20 protein-coding genes are annotated in these 18935 nt (G+C 41.2%); 11 read left to right on the top strand and 9 right to left on the bottom strand.

What is annotated here, in order from left to right; translation table 11 throughout:
• Positions 1–24: 24 nt before the first annotated feature.
• Positions 25–1032: a DHH family phosphoesterase gene (locus B2400_RS10460; RefSeq protein WP_149526953.1), complete on the bottom strand. Its 1008-nt coding sequence runs from the start codon at positions 1030–1032 to the stop codon at positions 25–27.
• 118 nt (positions 1033–1150) lie between these two features.
• On the bottom strand, positions 1151–3775 hold the full coding sequence (locus B2400_RS10455) for a hypothetical protein (RefSeq protein WP_293933191.1): 2625 nt from the start codon (positions 3773–3775) through the stop codon (positions 1151–1153).
• Between the two features lie 129 nt (positions 3776–3904).
• Here B2400_RS10455 and B2400_RS10450 point away from each other — a divergent pair, with 129 nt between their 5' ends.
• Both B2400_RS10450 and priA read left to right on the top strand, forming a co-directional pair.
• Positions 3905–4294 (top strand): DUF423 domain-containing protein, encoded by a 390-nt coding sequence (locus B2400_RS10450; protein WP_149526952.1) that lies wholly within the window; start codon positions 3905–3907, stop codon positions 4292–4294.
• Between the two features lie 491 nt (positions 4295–4785).
• On the top strand, positions 4786–7266 hold the full coding sequence (gene priA / locus B2400_RS10445; protein WP_293933190.1) for a replication restart helicase PriA: 2481 nt from the start codon (positions 4786–4788) through the stop codon (positions 7264–7266).
• A gap of 114 nt (positions 7267–7380) precedes the next feature.
• On the opposite strand, the gene B2400_RS10440 is transcribed toward priA, so the two are convergent.
• A complete protein-coding gene (locus tag B2400_RS10440) occupies positions 7381–7686 on the bottom strand; it encodes a cupin domain-containing protein (RefSeq protein WP_293933189.1) in 306 nt (101 codons plus the stop codon).
• Positions 7687–7918: 232 nt separating this feature from the next.
• Positions 7919–8782, bottom strand: a complete 864-nt coding sequence (locus tag B2400_RS10435) for a DUF4886 domain-containing protein (RefSeq protein ID WP_293933188.1) — start codon at positions 8780–8782, stop codon at positions 7919–7921.
• A 253-nt stretch (positions 8783–9035) separates the two neighbouring features.
• Between B2400_RS10435 and B2400_RS10430 the strand changes: the two genes are divergently transcribed.
• The 3 genes from B2400_RS10430 to B2400_RS10420 all read left to right on the top strand — a co-directional run bounded on the left by B2400_RS10430 (position 9036) and on the right by B2400_RS10420 (position 12983).
• Entirely contained in the window at positions 9036–9692 is a 657-nt protein-coding gene (locus B2400_RS10430) for a protein-L-isoaspartate(D-aspartate) O-methyltransferase (protein WP_149526949.1), read from the top strand.
• Positions 9693–9763: 71 nt separating this feature from the next.
• The gene (locus B2400_RS10425) at positions 9764–11578 is read left to right on the top strand and encodes a MutS-related protein (RefSeq protein WP_293933187.1); all 1815 of its coding nucleotides are present in this window, start codon (positions 9764–9766) and stop codon (positions 11576–11578) included.
• A 202-nt stretch (positions 11579–11780) separates the two neighbouring features.
• Positions 11781–12983, top strand: coding sequence for a tyrosine-type recombinase/integrase (locus B2400_RS10420; RefSeq protein WP_293933186.1), 1203 nt, complete (start codon positions 11781–11783; stop codon positions 12981–12983).
• Here the strand turns inward: B2400_RS10420 and B2400_RS10415 are convergent.
• The 5 genes from B2400_RS10415 to B2400_RS10395 are packed head-to-tail and all read right to left on the bottom strand — an operon-like array spanning position 12960 to position 15029.
• Positions 12960–13214, bottom strand: a complete 255-nt coding sequence (locus B2400_RS10415; protein WP_293933185.1) for a helix-turn-helix domain-containing protein — start codon at positions 13212–13214, stop codon at positions 12960–12962. The two genes, B2400_RS10420 and B2400_RS10415, sit on opposite strands and share 24 nt — an antisense overlap.
• A 17-nt stretch (positions 13215–13231) precedes the next feature.
• Positions 13232–13480: a hypothetical protein gene (locus B2400_RS10410; RefSeq protein ID WP_293933184.1), complete on the bottom strand. Its 249-nt coding sequence runs from the start codon at positions 13478–13480 to the stop codon at positions 13232–13234.
• Positions 13481–13483: 3 nt separating this feature from the next.
• Positions 13484–13834 carry a hypothetical protein gene (locus B2400_RS10405; RefSeq protein ID WP_293933183.1) on the bottom strand — a complete coding sequence of 117 codons (351 nt, stop codon included), beginning with the start codon at positions 13832–13834 and terminating at the stop codon, positions 13484–13486.
• Between the two features lie 5 nt (positions 13835–13839).
• Positions 13840–14301 (bottom strand): hypothetical protein, encoded by a 462-nt coding sequence (locus tag B2400_RS10400; protein WP_293933182.1) that lies wholly within the window; start codon positions 14299–14301, stop codon positions 13840–13842.
• Positions 14302–14303: 2 nt separating this feature from the next.
• Positions 14304–15029, bottom strand: coding sequence for a LexA family transcriptional regulator (locus B2400_RS10395; protein ID WP_293933181.1), 726 nt, complete (start codon positions 15027–15029; stop codon positions 14304–14306).
• Between the two features lie 406 nt (positions 15030–15435).
• On the opposite strand from B2400_RS10395, the gene B2400_RS10390 reads away from it, so the two are divergent.
• From B2400_RS10390 to B2400_RS10365, 6 genes are all read left to right on the top strand, one after another.
• A complete protein-coding gene (locus B2400_RS10390; protein WP_293933180.1) occupies positions 15436–15696 on the top strand; it encodes a hypothetical protein in 261 nt (86 codons plus the stop codon).
• A gap of 86 nt (positions 15697–15782) precedes the next feature.
• On the top strand, positions 15783–16001 hold the full coding sequence (locus B2400_RS10385) for a hypothetical protein (protein WP_293933179.1): 219 nt from the start codon (positions 15783–15785) through the stop codon (positions 15999–16001).
• A 17-nt stretch (positions 16002–16018) separates the two neighbouring features.
• Positions 16019–16885, top strand: a complete 867-nt coding sequence (locus tag B2400_RS10380; protein WP_293933178.1) for an AAA family ATPase — start codon at positions 16019–16021, stop codon at positions 16883–16885.
• On the top strand, positions 16885–17589 hold the full coding sequence (locus B2400_RS10375) for a hypothetical protein (RefSeq protein WP_293933177.1): 705 nt from the start codon (positions 16885–16887) through the stop codon (positions 17587–17589). Before B2400_RS10380 ends, B2400_RS10375 begins: the two co-directional genes overlap by 1 nt.
• 101 nt (positions 17590–17690) lie before the next feature.
• Positions 17691–18419, top strand: a complete 729-nt coding sequence (locus B2400_RS10370) for an AP2 domain-containing protein (RefSeq protein ID WP_293933176.1) — start codon at positions 17691–17693, stop codon at positions 18417–18419.
• A complete protein-coding gene (locus B2400_RS10365; RefSeq protein WP_293933175.1) occupies positions 18416–18784 on the top strand; it encodes a DUF3127 domain-containing protein in 369 nt (122 codons plus the stop codon). The genes B2400_RS10370 and B2400_RS10365 overlap by 4 nt, the downstream gene beginning before the upstream one ends.
• The last annotated feature ends 151 nt before the right edge of the window (positions 18785–18935 follow it).

Here is an 18935-nt window from a genome sequence, read left to right as displayed (position 1 = left end):
CTATTTATAACGCTTAAAATATGCTTATGTTAAATAATTCTTATACTCTGGCAATACTGCCTTAAATCTTTCTACAACGCTGTGTAGATCTTCCGATGAATTCCCACCGGCAGCATTCAAGTGTCCTCCACCATTGAAATGCTTTCTAGCAATCTCATTACAAGGGATATCGCCGATAGAACGCAAAGATAGTTTAATTAATTCAGTTCTGTCAACAAATAATCCTGCCAATCGAATGCCTTTTATCGATAATGCATAATTCACCAAACCCTCTGTGTCTCCGGTTGTTACGTTGAATTTCTCCAAGTCGTCCTTTGTCAGGGCGAATAATGCAGTATGGTATTCAGGAATTACTTCTAGGCAATTCATCAGGCAATAGCCTAAGAAACGCAATCTGTTTTCCGTGGAACTATTGTAGATATGCTCATGGATTTCCCAGTTTCTAGCCCCTGCATCCAACAAATGCGCGATGATGCGGTGAACATCTGAAGTCGTCGAACGGAAGCGGAAAGAACCCGTATCGGTCATGATGCCGGTGTACAAACAAGTAGCAATTTTTTCGTCAACTTGATCTTGCTTGTGGCATACATCGGCAATAAAGGAATAAACTAACTGCGCTGTGGCTGCCGCATTGGAATCCCAATACGAAAGTGTCGAGAAGTCCTCCGGATCCAAATGATGATCGATCATCCATTTTTGTCCTTTTGCTTCGCGAATCACCGGCTCAAGAATATTCGTTCTGGAAAGCGCACTGTAATCTAAACAGAAAACAATATCTGCTTGATCAAATAACTGCTGTGCAATAGCCGGTTGTTCTGGATATATAATTAAAGAGTCACGACCAGGCATCCAGTCTAGAAAAGTCGGGAAATCCGAAGATAACACAATGTTTACCTCGTGTCCGTTTTTCTGCAACCAGTAATATAAGCCTAAGGATGAGCCTAATGCATCACCATCAGGTTTATGGTGCGTGGTAATAATGATCTTTTTAGGTTCGGTTAATAAATGTAAATTTTCTTCTCCTTTTAACATATGTAATTTGTGATTGCAAACCTACTGAAAAAAAGTTGGCTTTTGAAAAAAAACTATCCCCCTTTAACAAGCTTTTAACAGTGCTTGTAGCGTGGGGAAGGCCTTGATGATAAGTTGTTTAGTGCCTGTAGGCATAGAGTTTGAAATCTCTACGCGTACAGATTAAATAGTTTGAAGAATTGTAGTTTATCTTTCCATAATAAAATAGCGGCTGCGCTTCGAGAGGGAAACCATCGACTAGCGTACCATTCTCCGCAAAGAGATAAATTAGATTGGTCCCTTGCGCAGCAATTCCCAAACTCATCAGACCGCCAGAGCCCGAAGCGAAATAATAAGGCCTGTTGTCCACGTCTTGGGTAAACGTATGTTCATATACTTTTTGTAAGGTGTCGCCAAGCTGGTAAACCTGTAATTGTGGACCATCTAAAACAATGAGTTCCGGCGCAGAAGTACCATTTACATTCTCAAAATCTACTATGTACTTATTGTTCCAACGTCCTTCGAAAACTTTGCTGCTCTGTCCGTCAGCGGTCATTCTATATACATCGCCAATATCATCCGTCGCGTAGTATAGCGTCTGATTTTCGCGTACAACGATACCTACGTTGCTCACAAAGCTAATGTCTCCGGGAACATCGATCTCCTGTAGTTTGTTCCCGCCGGCATCAAAGAAGTAAACACGGCCGTAGCTTGTTGTTACGATGGCTTTGTTATCATGAAACTGCACCGGCCCCAGGATCTCTCCATCAACCTGCACATTGTCCCAACCATCGATCGGACCACCCTCCATATCGTAAGCCATTACTCTGTTTTTTCCAGGAATCAACAACATTTGCTGACCTCCCCAGTCGACATGAGTAGGATGGCTAATTGGCTCATCTTTAATGCTCGTTGAAAAACCGCGCAAGGTCTTTCCGTTGCTGTCAAAGCGATATAAGCGGCGGCGGTCGGTTACTGCCAATAGGGAGCGGTCTTGTAACTGCTGAACCTTGCCTACGATGCGCCCCGCGAATAGCGTAGTCCATAACTTATTACCAGACGGATGTACGGCATGCACCGTATGATCCTGTTCTTGAGCGAAGATAAATTGCGAGGTATCGGAATGCTCGAATACAAATGGACCGGTAATCAAGCGGCTACCCATGCTATATGTCCACTCTGGCGTAGCGCCCAAGGTATTCTTGCTCTTGTAAATTGCATATAATCGGCTTAGGAAGTTGCCCGAGTTACCGGTCAGCTGTAGCGACCAGGAGTAAAACTCCTGCAGCCCATATTCTTTATTGTTCCTAAAGTTCTTGCTGTATGCTGTTTCCAGGTTGTTGATCAAAAAACTGCTAGCGTTCTTGGTATTTAAAAATACAGTCACATTAGCCTCATTCCCCTGAATTTTCTCATAGTTTTTGAACCCTAAAGTACCGATCAACAGATCCTTTCTGCGCCATTTCTGCGCATATTCCCGAAGTGTAGATTGATGGTTCGCCATCACGATAAGGCCATCGATTCGTTTAAAATAAGGTCTGCTGAATGCTTTTAAACCTTCGCCATAAACACGATAGGGGATATTGGAATAGCGGAACCGGTAAGTACTATCGCCGACAGATTCTGCGACATCGCTGAGCACGTCCAGAAATTTGCTGCTATCTTGAATGCTGATAAAACCTAGATAATCCGAGTTGTTCTGCTCTACCACTGCGAAATCACCGCCCATCGCTGCCTGAAAAGTAGTCAATAGATCTGCACGGTTTTTCTCAATTTCTTTGGTCTGTGCCTCCAATTGTTTCGAGTCCTCGGTGATGGCATGCCATGCATTTAAATCATTCTGCCATGCCTTGGCATCACTAAAAGAATACTCAATGAACATGGCGCTATTCGAAGGGAAGTAGTTATAGAGCCGTTGCGTTGTTTTGCGCTGATTAGCAAACAAGGCAATATAATGCCCCTTCGTCTCTTCCAGTTCGCTCTCGCCGGACAGCATAAGTGCGTCCTGCTTATAATTGATGTTCCAAGCGGTTTGTCCCTTGATATTGATAAACTGACGAAGGAAATCGCCGGGTCTGTTTCTTCTGAATTTATCAACGATTGCCGGAAGGTTTTGCTGTGCTAAATAAACAGTAAAGGGAGCATTCCGACTATTGTTCTTATTGAAGAATTCAACTTGTTTTTCGTCGAATTTAGGCGTCTTTTTATCCAAGGTTTTCAACAGCAATTCCTTGCTGTACGTAGCGAAAAATATATCGTCCAAATAGCTTACGTAGAAGGTTGAGTCCGATTTTGCAGCTTTATAGCTAAATAGCTGCATACCTAAGGTATCCTGCTGCTGCATCTGATAATCAGTGCCTATTTTGGGAAGTATCTCAATGATCGTTTCCTTGTCGATCTTCTCGGTAGTAGGGATGCTGAACAACGTTGCGATACCCTCTTTCTCGGGATGGAAGGATACGAACATCTCCTGATCGGTCAGGTAGCTTGCGATATCTTTATTGCGCAATAGTTGTTGCTTCAATTGCGATATATGGTCTTGGAAGGAATGTCCTAAAACGGCCTCGAATATCTCAAAATCTTTAAAGATATTGTCTGTGGTGGCGCCGTTTACAAAGGAGGTAATTAAATACGTGTCACTCGGTAGATAGTTGATGGGCTTAACGGATTTCTTCTCCTCCTTATTTAAATCTCCAAAATAAAACACCGACGCTACGACAACCGCAATAAATAGGAGTATTGAAACAATAATTGTATTTCTCATGAACGCTAAACCTGATACTTCAAAGGTAATAAATCTTCAAGATAGACAAAATTGTAAAAAGTGAAGGCTTTTGAGATTTATTTTATACATTTATAAACGAAAATTTACAAGCAGGTATTTTAGTTAATTATGAACAAACAAATCATTTTAACAGCATCATTTTTCGGTCTGTTAGCCGTGATATTAGGAGCTTTCGGCGCACATGGCCTGGAAGGAAAGATCTCCGACAAACAATTAGAAACTTGGGGAACTGCAAATCAATACCACTTTTACCACACATTAGCTCTACTCTTCTTATCCACATTCTCTAGAGCAAAGAGCCAGTCTATACGCGTATCTTTCATCATGTTTACTCTCGGTATCCTCCTGTTCTCAGGATCGCTATACCTACTGAGCACCAGAAATTTACTAGGACTAGAAAACCTATCCGTTATCGGCCCAATAACACCAATCGGTGGCGTATGCTTTATGGTCGGTTGGATAGCACTCTTTGTAGCTGCAATTAAGCATAGAGCGTGAGTTAGATATTAGACAATAGATATTAGATATTAGAGTATGGCGCCAACTAGGCGCCTTTTTTTGTGACTGTTATTTTGTTTAGAGCATAGTTTTTATTCTCGTTCATTGCAATGTCAAGTTGTATTTTCTTAATGGAGGGGAGTGTTGAACCTTTAGTTTAAACAAGAAAGGGAACTTTATCTTGAACCAGGAAAGGAAGGATACAAGGGTGATCAGGATTGGAAAGAAAGGTAAACCCTCGATCCTGTCAATCCTTGTATCCTTCCTTTCCTGGTTCAGACATACTCTAATGTCTAATATCTATTATCTAATGTCTAAGACAAACCCAATACTCTCCCCTTTCACTCCCAATTCACTCCCAATTCAAACCCGCTCCGGAAGGGTTTTGATTGGGTTATGAAAAGGCTATAAAAGATTAATAACCTGAATCAGGTACTTATTTAATACGACAAATACAGCCTTATAATCCTTTATTTCTATATTTTTGTAGTATGTCTGAATTGGAATTGTTGCCCCGAAACCGGAAAACACTTTTTGTTGAAGTCGTATTGCCATTGGCAATCGCAAAGACCTATACTTATCGCGTTCCTTACGAGTTGAATGAGAGGGTGGAGATTGGTGTGCGCGTCATTGTGCAGTTCGGGAAAAACAAGATCTATTCGGGTATCGTGAAATCCATAACGGAGGAGGCACCTTCCAAATACGAGGCAAAATATATTTTAGACGTTGCGGATGACGAACCTATCGTTAATGAGCGACAACTGCAACTGTGGGACTGGATGGCGGATTACTATATGTGCCATACGGGGGATGTGATGCAAGCGGCTTTGCCGGCAGCCTTGAAAATGGCATCAGAGACGAAGATTGTCGCGTCTGATAATCCTGATTTGGATCGATCCCTATTATCCGATAAGGGCTATATGGTATTGGATGCGCTAGACGTGGCGGGGGAGCTGTCGGTCAACGATGTGATGAAGATTTTGGGGCAGAAGTCCGTTTTCCCCCTGTTGCGGAGTTTATTTGAGCATGGTTATATCTTGATTTCGGAAGAGATCAAGGAGAAATATAAGCCCAAGACGAAGGTTTTCCTGAAGCTATCGAAGGTATTCTTTGACGATGATAGTAAACGAGCGTTATTGGATGAATTGAATCGAGCGCCAAAACAACAGGATGCTATTTTAGCTTATTTTCAACTTCGTAAGACCAAATCCGATATATCTCGGCAGGATTTGATGGAGGCCAGTGGCTGTGGTACCTCCGCGATTACCGGCTTGATTGATAAGGGCGTGCTGGAAGTGGAGGAAAAAGTGGTTAGCCGCTTTGAAGGAACGGATATACTTTTATCTCCTGATTTTAAGTTCAGCGAGGCACAGCAAAGGGCTTATGATGAGATTAAAAGCTATTTCAATGAAAAAGATGTGGTGTTATTACATGGAGTTACGGCTTCGGGCAAAACACAACTTTATATACGATTAATCGAAGAGACGCTTGCGCAAGGTAAGAACGCGCTTTACTTATTGCCGGAAATTGCATTGACGGCGCAAATTACAGAGCGCCTGAAGTTGCACTTTGGTGATAAGCTAGGGGTTTATCATTCAAAGTTCAATGATAATGAGCGTGCTGAAGTATGGCATAAAGTCCGTAAAGGTGAGTTCCAGGTGATTATTGGTGCGCGCTCGTCAATCTTCCTTCCGTTCAAAGATTTGGGTTTGCTGATCGTCGATGAGGAACACGAAAACTCTTACAAGCAGTATGATCCGGCACCAAGATACCATGCGCGTGATACGGCTATTTATCTTGCCCATCAGCATCAGGCGAAGGTATTACTAGGTTCTGCTACGCCTTCTGTCGAGTCCTACTATAATGCGAAGGCTGGGAAATACGGCTTAGTGAAATTGCTAGAGCGCTTTGGTGATGCTAAGCTACCTGCTATTCAAGTTGTCGATGTTACGGAGGCCTCTCGGAAAGATGAAATGAGTTCGTATTTCAGCAAGGCACTATTGACGGCGATCCAAGAAGCGATTGAACGAAAAGAGCAAATTATCCTATTCCAGAATAGAAGAGGACATACGCCGTTTCTGCAATGTGGTACCTGTGGGTATGTAGCCAAATGTGTCAATTGCGATGTGAGCTTGACGTATCATAAGACCAGCAATCTGTTGCATTGCCATTATTGTGGCTTCTCGGAAGATACCTTGAACGTATGTCCGGCCTGTGGCATGCCGAATATGCAGAGCAAGGGATTCGGTACCGAAAGGGTGGAAGAGGAGCTGGAATTGCTGATGCCGGATCTGAGGATCGGTCGTTTAGACTTGGATTCTACCAAAGGAAAATATGGTTTCGACCGTGTGATATCGGCGTTTGATAATCAGGAGTTTGATGTGCTGATCGGAACACAAATGATCACAAAGGGCTTAGATTTTGGAAATGTCAGCCTGATCGGTATCATCAATGCCGATGGCATGATCAACTTCCCCGACTTCCGAGCCTATGAACGTGCATTCTCCCTATTCTCGCAGGTTGCAGGCCGCGCCGGTCGCCGACAAGCGGAAGGTACTGTGATCATCCAGACCTATACGCCAAATCACCGTATCCTGGAGCAGGTAAGAAATCACGATTATGAGGATATGTTCATGACGGAAGTTACCGAGCGTAAAAACTATCAATATCCTCCATTCTATAGACTAATTAAATTGGATGTAAAGCATCCCGATAAAGATTTGGTGCATGCCGCAGCAAGTCATCTAGCGTCCCTTTTGCGACAGACCCTCGGCCAGCGCGTGCTAGGCCCCGAACCTCCATTGGTCGCTAGAGTACGTAATAATTTTATCCAAACCATTACCCTCAAAATCGAACGCAAAGATATCTCCATCGTCAAAGTGAAGGAACTGATTCGACAAGCAATCCTACACTTCGAACTCGACAAAAAGAATAAAGGCGTTCGGGTGCAGATTGATGTTGATCCCTATTAGATTTTAGATATTAGACATAAGACATTAGAGTGGAGCTGCTATCTTTTGCTGGTGGAGTGAGATGAGTTTTATATGGATGGATCGGAATTTAGAACTGGGGCATTATAATAAGGGCTATCTCTTTGATGTGTTAAGATTTGAGCCTGTTACTTCTATACGGTCGCCGTGTGCACGAGGTTCGGAAATTACTAGAAACTCCAGATCTTCCTTCGAGTTATTTAGTATTCGGTGCTTCTCAAGTGGTTTAATTACAAAGCCCTGTTTCGCTTTAACTTCGAATTGTTTTCCTTCTTTCTCAAATATAGCTTCACCTTTGAGTATAAAGAAAAATTGCTGTGCATGTTCATGATAGTGCATCGATTCGGCGGTACCTGCAGGCATCCGTTCTTCAATAATACTTAAACCTTCCGTCTTTAGCATATGCCAACCATCGCATTTATCCCCCCAATTATAATGTTCAACCAGATTTTTACGGATAATACTCATAATTGATAATTAATTTATTTTACTGACCTAAGTTAGGAAAATAGAATAACTAATCGCTGTTGATACAGCGATTAAGCTAATAAATGTAAAAAAACAACTAATAAGAATATTAGATTATTCAAAGGATTCTGTGTCCTATCACGTTCTAATGTCTAAAATCTCTAATCTAACGTCTAATTTTAGATACTTTAAACGGCTTCTTAACGGCCTTCTGTGCTGCTTCTTTGGCAATCTTTGCTTGCAGGTCAGTTAGTTTTTCGGGTTTGTAAGCGTTCTTTCTGGGGTCGAGATTAAATAATTTTGCGTACCATGTTGCGGCTGCGGTGAAGCGTCCGTAGTCAAGGTCGAGGTGGTATCCGTCGCGGGTGAAGGTATCGCCGATGCTGCTTGTTCTAGCATTTTGAATGGCTGTTCCTGCAGGTACGATAAAGCTAAAGTCGCCGGATTTATCGATCTGGGATGTGGCATTTACAATGCTATCGTACATCACGAGTTGATTTTGGTTATAATTCTTAAATCCTTCGTGCTTGGAATCTGCCTGGTATGCCCATGTCTGATGATAGACCAGTTTGGTGTCAGGGTTGACATGTGCAAAAACATAAGTCCATACGTCTGGAAGAGTTTCCATAATTACACTGTACTTCCCGGATAGGGGGCTTGCCTGCTGTAGGCTGACGAAGTCCCAGTTCTCGTCTTCAATTGCTTCTTCGATACTTACCTTATCGGTTTTCGTTTTTGTGCCGTCCAAGTTTATTTTGCGGTAATTGTATGCTTTATTGTTGTTATGGGCATTTTTAAGGTGCAAAGAAAGGGGGGCTCCACCGATATATAGGTTTCCGATGACCATCTTTTTGTTGGCTGCTTTCGCCATATCATATAGGTAATTTTCCAAAGCATCCTCCGAGAAGCTGTTTCCTATGGCCAAGACTTTGATAACATCATCATCTTTGGGCGATGTCTGTTGCTCTTGAGCGGCTAGTGGATTGATTTGGAAAAGTGCGATCAGAATAATTGTGAATAGTTGCCTCATGGGAATAATATTTAGCGCTTGTGTTGGAAATATATAGTTTATATTCATTTTGAATAGACCTTAATAGCTTGTCGCAATCGGCTATATTTTGCAACAATGTGCGGTGCAATAAGATAGCGTGAATCGATGTTCTAATTTACAAAAATAATAGTTGTTTTACTTGCATTTAACCAAAATTGGACATGCTTCTGACCTTTAATGAATTGCATTTAAACATTAAAAATGTAATAAATTAAGGGTATTTTTGAGCGATATGGCATACAAGTTTGTAGATAATTATCGGGAGCAAGGCGCTAGGAAGCAACTGGTGAGACACCTGGAGAAGCGGGGGATTGATGATAAGCGGGTGTTGAATGCAATAGGGAAAGTTCCTAGACATTTCTTTTTCGATGAGACTTTTTGGAATCAAGCTTATCGGGATATCGCCTTTCCAATCGGCGATGGGCAGACCATATCACAACCTTATACCGTAGCATACCAAAGTCAGCTGTTGCATATAAATAAAGGCGATAAGGTATTGGAAATAGGTACGGGTTCGGGCTATCAGACCTGTATTCTATTGGAATTGGGAGCAAACGTGTACACCATAGAACGCCAAGAGAATCTTTACCAACGAACGATACAGGTATTGCCGTATATGGGCTATAAGGCTAATTTTTTCTTAGGGGATGGCTCTAAAGGGATTCCTGAACATGGTCCTTACGATAAAATCATTGTTACGGCCGGTGCGCCTTTTGTGCCGGAGAAAATGCTTAAACAACTGCGCCTCGGCGGATTGATGGTTATTCCGGTCGGTGATGAGAAGTTTCAAAAGATGGTGACCATTCTACGAGTGGGCGAGAATGACTTCGAGCGTATCGAGCTAGATACCTTCCGTTTTGTGCCGCTTGTCGGCGATCAAGCCTGGTAAGGAAATTCAAGATTAATTTTATTCAATAAATATAATGCTCGGTTTTGCCGGGCTTTTTATATTTTTAGCGCATGAGTCAAGTATTTTACCACAACAACATAAAAGCAGTTAGGGAAACGATTAGTAGCCTGGAGAAGCAGATAACGCGGAATTCGTTCCTGCGATTGGCCATAATAATCGGCGGAGGGATTTTAGTGTTCCAGCTTTTTAAGACCAATAATATCTTCTTGGTGGTGGGCACTATTATCGGGATCATTCTTCTCTTTGTTTACTTGGTCTTTCGACATAGTAAGATTGAGCGTAAGTTGCAGGAAGCTAAGGTTTTCCTACAGATCAATGAGAATGAGATCAAAATGATTGAGGAGCATCAAAATATGTATGCCAATGGGTCGGAATTTGAAGATCCGAAGCATCCCTATACTGGTGATTTGGATGTATTTGGTCAGCATTCTTTATTTGAGAAGATCAACCGCTGCGCTACTAAAGATGGTATTTCTTCGCTTGCTTCCTGGTTGCTGAAGGCTTCAAAGCGCGAGGATATTTTGGCTCGGCAATCGGCATCAGCGGAGTTAAGTCAAGATCCAGAACATTTGCAGGTATTCCAAACGAAGATGCTTTTTAACTTGGGCTCTAAGGTTAATTTAAGGACCTACATTCAAAGTTACTTCCATGACAAGTCAATGGCTTTTGGGAATGCTTTTATGCGCTTCTATGTGCCTATTGCGCCGTGGATCTTCCTTGCGGGCATCCTAGTATCCTTGTTTGTATATAATATCGCTTCCTATTTGATCGCTTTAGCGATTGTTCATTTGCTATGGACGATGAGTCAGGGCGGAAAGGTGAGTCAGTTTTCGAATAAGGTTGACAAGATTGGTGTTTCGCTAATTGCTTTTGCGGATGCGATTAAGCTGATGGAAGATAGAAAATATCAGAGTGAGCTCAATAAAGAATTACAAGCACAGTTGCAATTGAAGGATGGGGATAAGAAGCTTTCTTCGGTTATCCGTGAGCTAGGGCAGTTGATCGATAAGCTAGATGCTAGAAACAATATGCTTGTTGGTGCAATCTTGAATATGTTGTTCCTATGGGATTTTAAGCAAGTGATGGCCATCAATAAATGGAAGGATAACTATCAGGATACGATAATCTCAGGATTTGATGCGATCAGTACCTACGAGGCTTTGATTTCCTTGGCGATTCTACGCTATAACTTCCCGGAATGGATTCAGCCGGAGATCAAAGAAGATTTTCTAGCAGACAAACTGAATGCAAAAGACGTGAATCATCCTTTAATCGATGCGGAGAAAGCGGTTGCTAATGATTACCGTGCTGAGGATCATCAGATAGCATTGATTACAGGCTCCAACATGGCTGGCAAAAGCACGTTCTTGCGTACAGTAGGGATAAACGCGGTTTTAGCGTATGCTGGAGGGGTGGTTTGCGCTACAGAGTTTTCTATCCCGATCTACGAATTGGTGACCTATATGCGTATCAAAGATTCGCTGAACGAGAGTACTTCGACCTTCAAGGCGGAGTTGGATCGCATGAAGTTTATTCTGGAACGCGTGGAGCAGATTCCTGCGAGCTATTTCTTGATTGATGAAATGCTACGTGGAACAAACTCGGTCGATAAATACTTAGGATCGAAAGCAATTATAAAAAAGCTGATCGGCTTGAACGGTAAAGGGATGTTGGCTACGCATGACCTGCAATTGGCGGAGATGTCGAAAGACTATCCAAATGCTTTAAAGAACTACCATTTTGATATACAGGTCCAGGGTTCGGAGATGTTGTTCGACTATAAGTTGAAGGACGGTCCATGTACCATTTTTAATGCTTCCCTGCTATTAAAGGGTATCGGGGTAGTTGTCGAAAATGAAAATTAGTTCCTACCTTTGCGGTCTCAAATAAGATAATGACAGTTCAAGAACGTATTGAATTTGGCGGCATTTGTTTAAGCGCAGATATTCGATAAATTGTAACAATAAGCCTATATTTGAGTGTGTTTGGTAAAATAGGGTACACTTAGCGATGTACCATATTAGATAAAACATATTACAAGTATATTACAAAAAACCACACAGAAGAATGGCAACTATTGACTACGTTATTTTTGAGCACCACCTCAAAAAGAAAGGTACCTATAATGTAAAGTATAGACTAACTCACAAAGGTAAACAGGTCTACAAGGCTAGTGAGTTTGAAGTATCTCCTAATCAGATACGGAAAAACTTTACGATCAAAGACAAGGATTTATTGGAAGAGGTTCGTGATAAACTTTCTGAATACCGAAAAACGTTAAACAGGCTTGGTGACAATATAGATTACTACGATGCTAAATCTTTGCTGAATCTGATCACTACTGCTAAGTCAGTTACAGATATTGACTTTTTCGAATTCGGGGATTCGCACTTGAAGTCTATAAAAGCGCAGGGGAGAAATAGCACGCATCATTCTTACGAGTCAGTTCTTCGAAGCTTTAAAATATTCACGGACAACAAACCATTAAGCATACACCATATTACCAGCTCGACACTGAAAGAATATGAGAAGTTCCTAAGGAAGGGTTGGGATTATACTAGAAAGGGGAAAGTGCTTTCAACTAAAGGATTAGCGCCGTCCGGTGTTAAGTTCTACTTCTCGGTAATACAGTCAATATTTAATGCCTGCAGAGAGGCATATAATACGGAGTTCAATACTGTAATTAATAATAACCCCTTTAATTTTTACAAAGTTCCGAAGGCGCCAAAGCCGCGTAAGAGGGGAAATGATATTTCTATTGAGGAGTTTATAGAACTTAGAGACGCTGAATTAAAAGGACAGAAGGAGACTGGGAGAGATTTGTTTATGCTCTCATTCTATCTATGTGGAATGAACCTCAAAGATATATACGACCATAATTGGAAGATAGTGAAGGGCAGGATTGAATATGAGCGATCAAAGACAAGAGAGAAGCGTATGGACCGCGCTTTCATTAGCGTTAAGATTCCCGATGTAGCAAAGCCGCTATTGGAGAAATACTCAAAAGAAAATATTGATAAGAGGTTTAAGAATCTGAGGTCAATGCAGTCCACCGTTTATGATGGCCTTCCTGTGGGGATCACCTTTTACCATGCACGGCACACCTTTGCTACTTGGGCGTTCAATAATTGCGGGTTTAGCACTGATGAGATAGCGATGGCATTAAACCATGTCGATAATAGTAGGGTCACAGAGCGATATATAGCTACTGATTGGTCTATTATCGACAAGGTGCAAGATGGTGTTTTATCCCTTATCTCCGCAAAGTAGCCAATTGAGGTCTACTCCATGCTTGGTATGTAGGAATTGAAGTAATCGATGGTCGGGGAATCTAATGCCTTGATATACTCTGGAAATGGTGACCTCGGGCACCCCTGATGTAGCGGCCAATTCTTTATTGAGCACCTTTGATGACATTCTCCACTCGTTAAGGCGATCCGCTATTTCACCATAAGGGCGTTCCCTGTCCGGATTCTTTCTGCTGCTATAATCTACTATCATTCTGTTCGTGTGCTCACTCATAACTCTATATCTAAATCTTTATCCTTATCTCCAATGTCTAATTGTGAATACAGCTTAGCCCAAACCTCGGCTAATTTACTTTCGTATTCTGCTAAATGATCGCTAGCCCAATCGTTCTCCGTAGCTTTTTGAATCAATATTTTTAGCATAACATTGTTCTGCATTGTTAGTATTAAGTTAGCTAACTGAACTTTCTCAGGATCTAGCTCGTACTTAAATAACTCGTTTGGGTCGAATGGCATCATATCTTATCGTGTAATTGTGTATGTATATCCCCAATTCGCTGAACTTGTAGAAATGGTTTGATCGACCTTACCATCTATCTTTACATACATTTTAAAATTGTCCGGAACCGGCGTCTTAGTTACGTAGCCTAGATAATACCATTCATCAGGTTTCACTTCCCTAACCAATTTAAAGTTAGGACCGATATCAACACGCTCTGTCTTAGTTTGTCCCTGCAGGTTTACTGATACCTCTCCGTCTGAAACGCCGTTCTCGATTATATATTCGATTGTTACGACTTCGTTTTGGCTATCGTCATCCTTTGAACAAGAGAACATTGTTAGCGCTAGAAATAATATTGCTATTCTTTTCATCCCTGCTATTTTCTAAATGTTAAGTTGTCTCCTAACAATTCAGCAACGAATTGCATGTCATTAAATGAATTCCTAGCTGATTGCTGTCCCATTCCAGTAACTTTCTTTATCTGCTTGAATGAATCTCTTGCATTTAGTCCAGTGCCCCAAAGAGCAACATTGCTACTTGATTGTTTGAAGTTCCCACTAAGAGTGATTCTACCGTCTTTTATTCTGAAGGTGTAGAAAGACAAATGCGCTCCTCTCTCGAAAGGTTCAGTCCTAATCAAGTATAACTCAGGATCTCTAAATTCAATCATAAAATTATTATCCAAAAGCCACTCGCTCAAATAATCGTAGAGTTCCTCTTTTGTGCCCTCTTTTTCGATATCGATATACATCGTTCCAAGCGGCGCTTTATTTTTTAAGTCTTGACCGAATGTTATGAGCGTCGTTGATAGCATTAGGAGTAAAAGTATTTGTTTCATAATTACATATAGTCTTGGCGGACTTTTCCTTTCACCAGGAATAGCCCGATAATGTGTTTCTTTTCAACTTTATTTTCCCCCTTAAAATTTGGATTTGACGATTTCAATATGATACACTCAGGATCGTCCTCGCAGGGATGAACTTCTTTCAGTGTTCTCAGGTCATCGTAATAGGAATCAGACACAACCAAATGCACATGCCCCCAACGCATGTATCCCAGGTTATTTATTTTTTTGATGGCGATTATGTCGCCCGACTGATATTTAGGGTACATACTGTCGCCATATACGCGTACATAGGCATCGCAATCGTTGAATGGCTTAAGGTCCACGTAATACTCAGGCTTTTCCCCAAGGTCTAAGTATGATCCAGTGATCGTCGCCGTCACATCTAAATCGTAAAATGGCACTTTGTTCTTTTGTTTTTTAGGTAGTTTGGTTTTTGTTTCATTTATAACAGTAGGAATATTCGATCCCGGAGTTGAATTCCACTGGCGCGACAAATTATCCCCGAAGTAGGCTTCGTCAAAATTATCGGTTTCACCTAACAGATATTCTCTTTTAATATTAAACTCGTTCTCTATTTTGTTAGCTAACTTTTTGCTAACCGGGCGCGCTCCATCTCTGAGCATATAGACATACTCCTTACTTACGTCTAATGCGTTTGCAAATTCAATTGGCTCGATACCAACGCGTTCTAGCAATTCTGCTATCCTACTTTTTTCCACTTGATTATCAATTACTTATAAAATATGTTAGCTTTTGTTTGTTAAATGTTTGTTTTGTTAGCTAACAAGTATTATGTTTGTAGAACAATTCGATATAAATATACTGAATTATTCATAACAAAACATATGCCTATGTATTTCGAGCTAACAAGGAAGGAGATCAGAACACAGCTAAAAGGGCTGAATCCTAAAGAAGAGTGTCAGTTTGACGTAAAGGAATCGCTACGAATTCGACAAGTAATCAGCGAAATTCATCAACACACGGACTTAAAGTTTGAAACCTCTACGAAAAATAAACAACTACCTGACAAATTGCTAGTGCGTAGGGTTAATTAAATGACATAATAACACAAACCACACAGAAGATATGGAATTCTACACTTTTTCACGGATTGAATTTTCAAAGATGCTTACAGAGGCATCTCAAATTGGAGCAACTAGAGCGCTTGTCGCTGCAGGAGTAGTGAAACCTACGATAACAAGGAAAGAAGCTGTCGATGTTCATGGCAGGAAATTAATTGAAAAGCTAGAGCGCGCGAAACTTATTAAGCGGCTGCAGCGCGAAGAGAAGGGGCGCTATTACTTTGACGTCAACGAGCTAAACAACGCAATCATAGCGGAGAATAGACACAGATTCTTTAAGGGAAATGGCAAAGATCAAAGTTAAACTCAGTCAGGATCCGCCAAAGGAGTGGAAGCCTGGCGATACGGAAGCAATCAACAAATGGTACAACTACATATACAATCAAAATCATGGCATTCAAATCAACAAAAGTTTACTTCCGTCCAAATGATGACGGAGCAGTATCGGAAAGGATCATCCAAATAGGTCCATTTGAGTATTCCTCAGTAGCGTTTGAGGATGGCAGTAAAGACAGGTCATTGACATTCGGAAAGTATCTCATAAATGCATATGCCGATATGTTCATCCTGTACGTCAAAGGAGTAAGTAAATTATCAATCAATATTTAATTAAAACCACACAGAAGATGCAATTAAAGAAAGCAACCAGGAAAGCTGTAAAGCTTAAACTGAACTTATCCGCTCCCAGTGGAGCAGGTAAGACCTACTCAGCCCTTCGGATGGGCTACGGATTAGTTGGTGACTGGACAAAGATCGCAGTTATTGACACCGAAAACGGATCGGCATCATTGTACAGTCATTTGGGAGACTTCAATGTTATCGATTTAGAACCGCCATTTACACCTGAGCGTTATGTGCAGGCTATCAACGCATGTATCGATGCAGGAATGGAGCTTGTCATCATAGACAGTTCATCACACGAATGGGCTACACTAGTACAAGAAAACGATGTGCTTGCTCAAACTTCTTTCAAAGGTAACAGTTGGGCCGCGTGGAGTAAATCCAATTTACGTCATGACCTATTCGTGAATACTGTTCTTCACTCACCGGTACACATAATTACTTGTACCCGCAGTAAAACGGAAACCGTACAGGAAGGTGGCAAGATCAAAAAGCTTGGTATGAAGGATCAGCAGCGCGATGGTTGGGAATACGAATTGACTGTTTCATTAGAGATAGATCGCGATACGCATTTCGCTACGCCATCAAAGGACCGTACCCAATTATTCGAAGGGCAACAGCCATTTATGATCACGGAAGCAACGGGTAAGATGATTCGCGATTGGTGCGATAGTGGGCTTAGTGAGAAGCAGGTAGCTATCAGCGAAATGGAAGTAGTACAATCAATCGATGACCTTAAGACGGTTTGGTCTAAGTATAAGTCTTTGCAAACTGATGCTGACTTCGTAAAGATCAAAGATCAGCGCAAGAGTGAGCTTAGCGAACCTCAGGAGAACAATGTTAAACCTATCAAAAAGGAAGGAGCAGCGTAATGGCATTCCCAGTATTCAAAATTAGATGCTCAGGTATCAGTAAGATAATGGGCGTCAAAGGTCTAGGTAAGACAGGTTATTCTTACCTAGACGAATGGATGAAAGAGCAAATCTACAATCGTAGAAAGGACTTTGCATCTAAGTATTTCGATAAGGGTAATGCTTGCGAGAATGACGCTATAGCTTTTGCATCGGCCAATCTTAAATGGGGTCGTGTGGAGAAGAATGATGAATGGTTTGAGGACGATATTTTCAAGGGAACGCCGGACATTATCCATGAACGTCAAAAGTTCATTGCGGACATCAAAAACTCATGGGATTGCTTCACATTCCCATTGTATGATACTGAAATACCTGCCGATGGTTATGAAGATCAACTTAATGGATATATGCAATTGACAGGATATCGTAATGCTCAATTGGTTTACTGTCTTATGGATGCTCCTTTGGACCTGATGAAAAAGGAAATGTCAAGACTTTCATGGAAAGAAGGGTATCGTGGTGAAGTGCCTCCTGAGGTTTACCAAAAGGTTAAAGATGATATGACATACTCTGACCTTCACGCATCACTCAGGTTGAAGGTGTTTGAAGTAGATTTCGACCCTAAGCGCATCAAAGATATTGAGGACCGTGTTTTAGAATGCCGTCATTACATTGAGAGCACAGGGTTTTATTCGCAATCATTCTTAAAGCAGGTATCGTAATGAAAGAACTAGTATTAACCATAATCCTAATCGTAGTGGTTTACTTCTACGCTAGGTATGAGTATAAACTTTGGAAGAAACAAAAAGGATAGGAGGGTACAATGCCAAAGATAGTGACAAAAGAAAGTTTTATTGAGAAATGTTTAGCTATTCATGGGGACAGTTATGATTACAGTGCTGTTGAATATTCAGGAAACAAAGATAAGGTAAAAATTATATGCCTCACTCACGGGGTATTCGAGCAAAGACCATCTCACCACACAAGTGGTCATGGATGCCCTTACTGTGGAAAAGCTAAATCAACCACTAAGGGCAGGTTTATAGATAACCGAGACGGATCTTACACAATTCCTATTTCAAAAGGATTTTCGGTTTTAATAAGCAAAGAAGATTATCCAATAATATCTCAATATTCCTGGCAAGTTAAGGAAGGCAGAGCTACTAAATATGCAAAAACAACCGTAAAACGAGGCGGCAAGAAATTTAACATTTCCATGCATAGATTTATCATGGGGGTTACTTGTTCAACTGAGGTTGTAGATCACATCAATCACAATGGTTTAGACAACAGAAGGATTAACCTTAGAATAGTTACAACTATGCAAAACTCTCATAATACCCTTAGGAGAATAGGCAGCTCAATTTATAAAGGTGTTTGTAAACCAAAGGGATGGGATAAATGGGTTGCATATATCACGGTTAATAAGAAAAGAATAAATCTAGGTGTTTTCAGTGACGAGTTGGAGGCAGCTAAAGCGTACGACTTAAAAGCTATTGAATATTTTGGTCAAAACGCATTTACTAATATTATTAAAAATCAAGCAATATGAGTTACACAACCAAAGGTAGAGTTTACAACATCGGTGATGTTCAACAAGTAAGCGACAGTTTCAAGAAAAGGGATATTGTTTTAGAATATGCCGACAATCCAAATTTCCCCGAGTTAGTATCATTTCAGTCGACGCAAGATAAGGTAAGCTTATTCGACAATCTATCGGTAGGCGATGAGGTAGAAATCAGTTGGAATTTAAGAGGTAGAGAATGGGTTAACAAAGAAGGTGTCAAAGTGTTCTTTAATACCCTTCAAGCTTGGCGCGTTCAGAAGTTAGCTGAGGGAGCCGTACCGTCTCAGCCAGTAGCGAACAACATCGCAGAGCAGGCGGCAAACGAGCCTGACGACGATCTACCATTCTAGGGTATGCCATACCTTAACCAAGACATAGTTCTGTATGTCGACCCAAAAGTGATATTAGGAAGAGAGGGTGACGAAGTAGTGGTAATATCACAAAAAGGCCACGTGTTGATTGTTCAGCACGTGGCAAAATTATCAAATCCATTTCCCGTTA

This window comes from Sphingobacterium sp. UBA6645 (genome assembly GCF_002455685.1).
In the GTDB taxonomy this organism is placed as follows: domain Bacteria; phylum Bacteroidota; class Bacteroidia; order Sphingobacteriales; family Sphingobacteriaceae; genus Sphingobacterium; species Sphingobacterium hotanense.
This window is presented reverse-complemented; position numbering and strand designations above follow the sequence as displayed.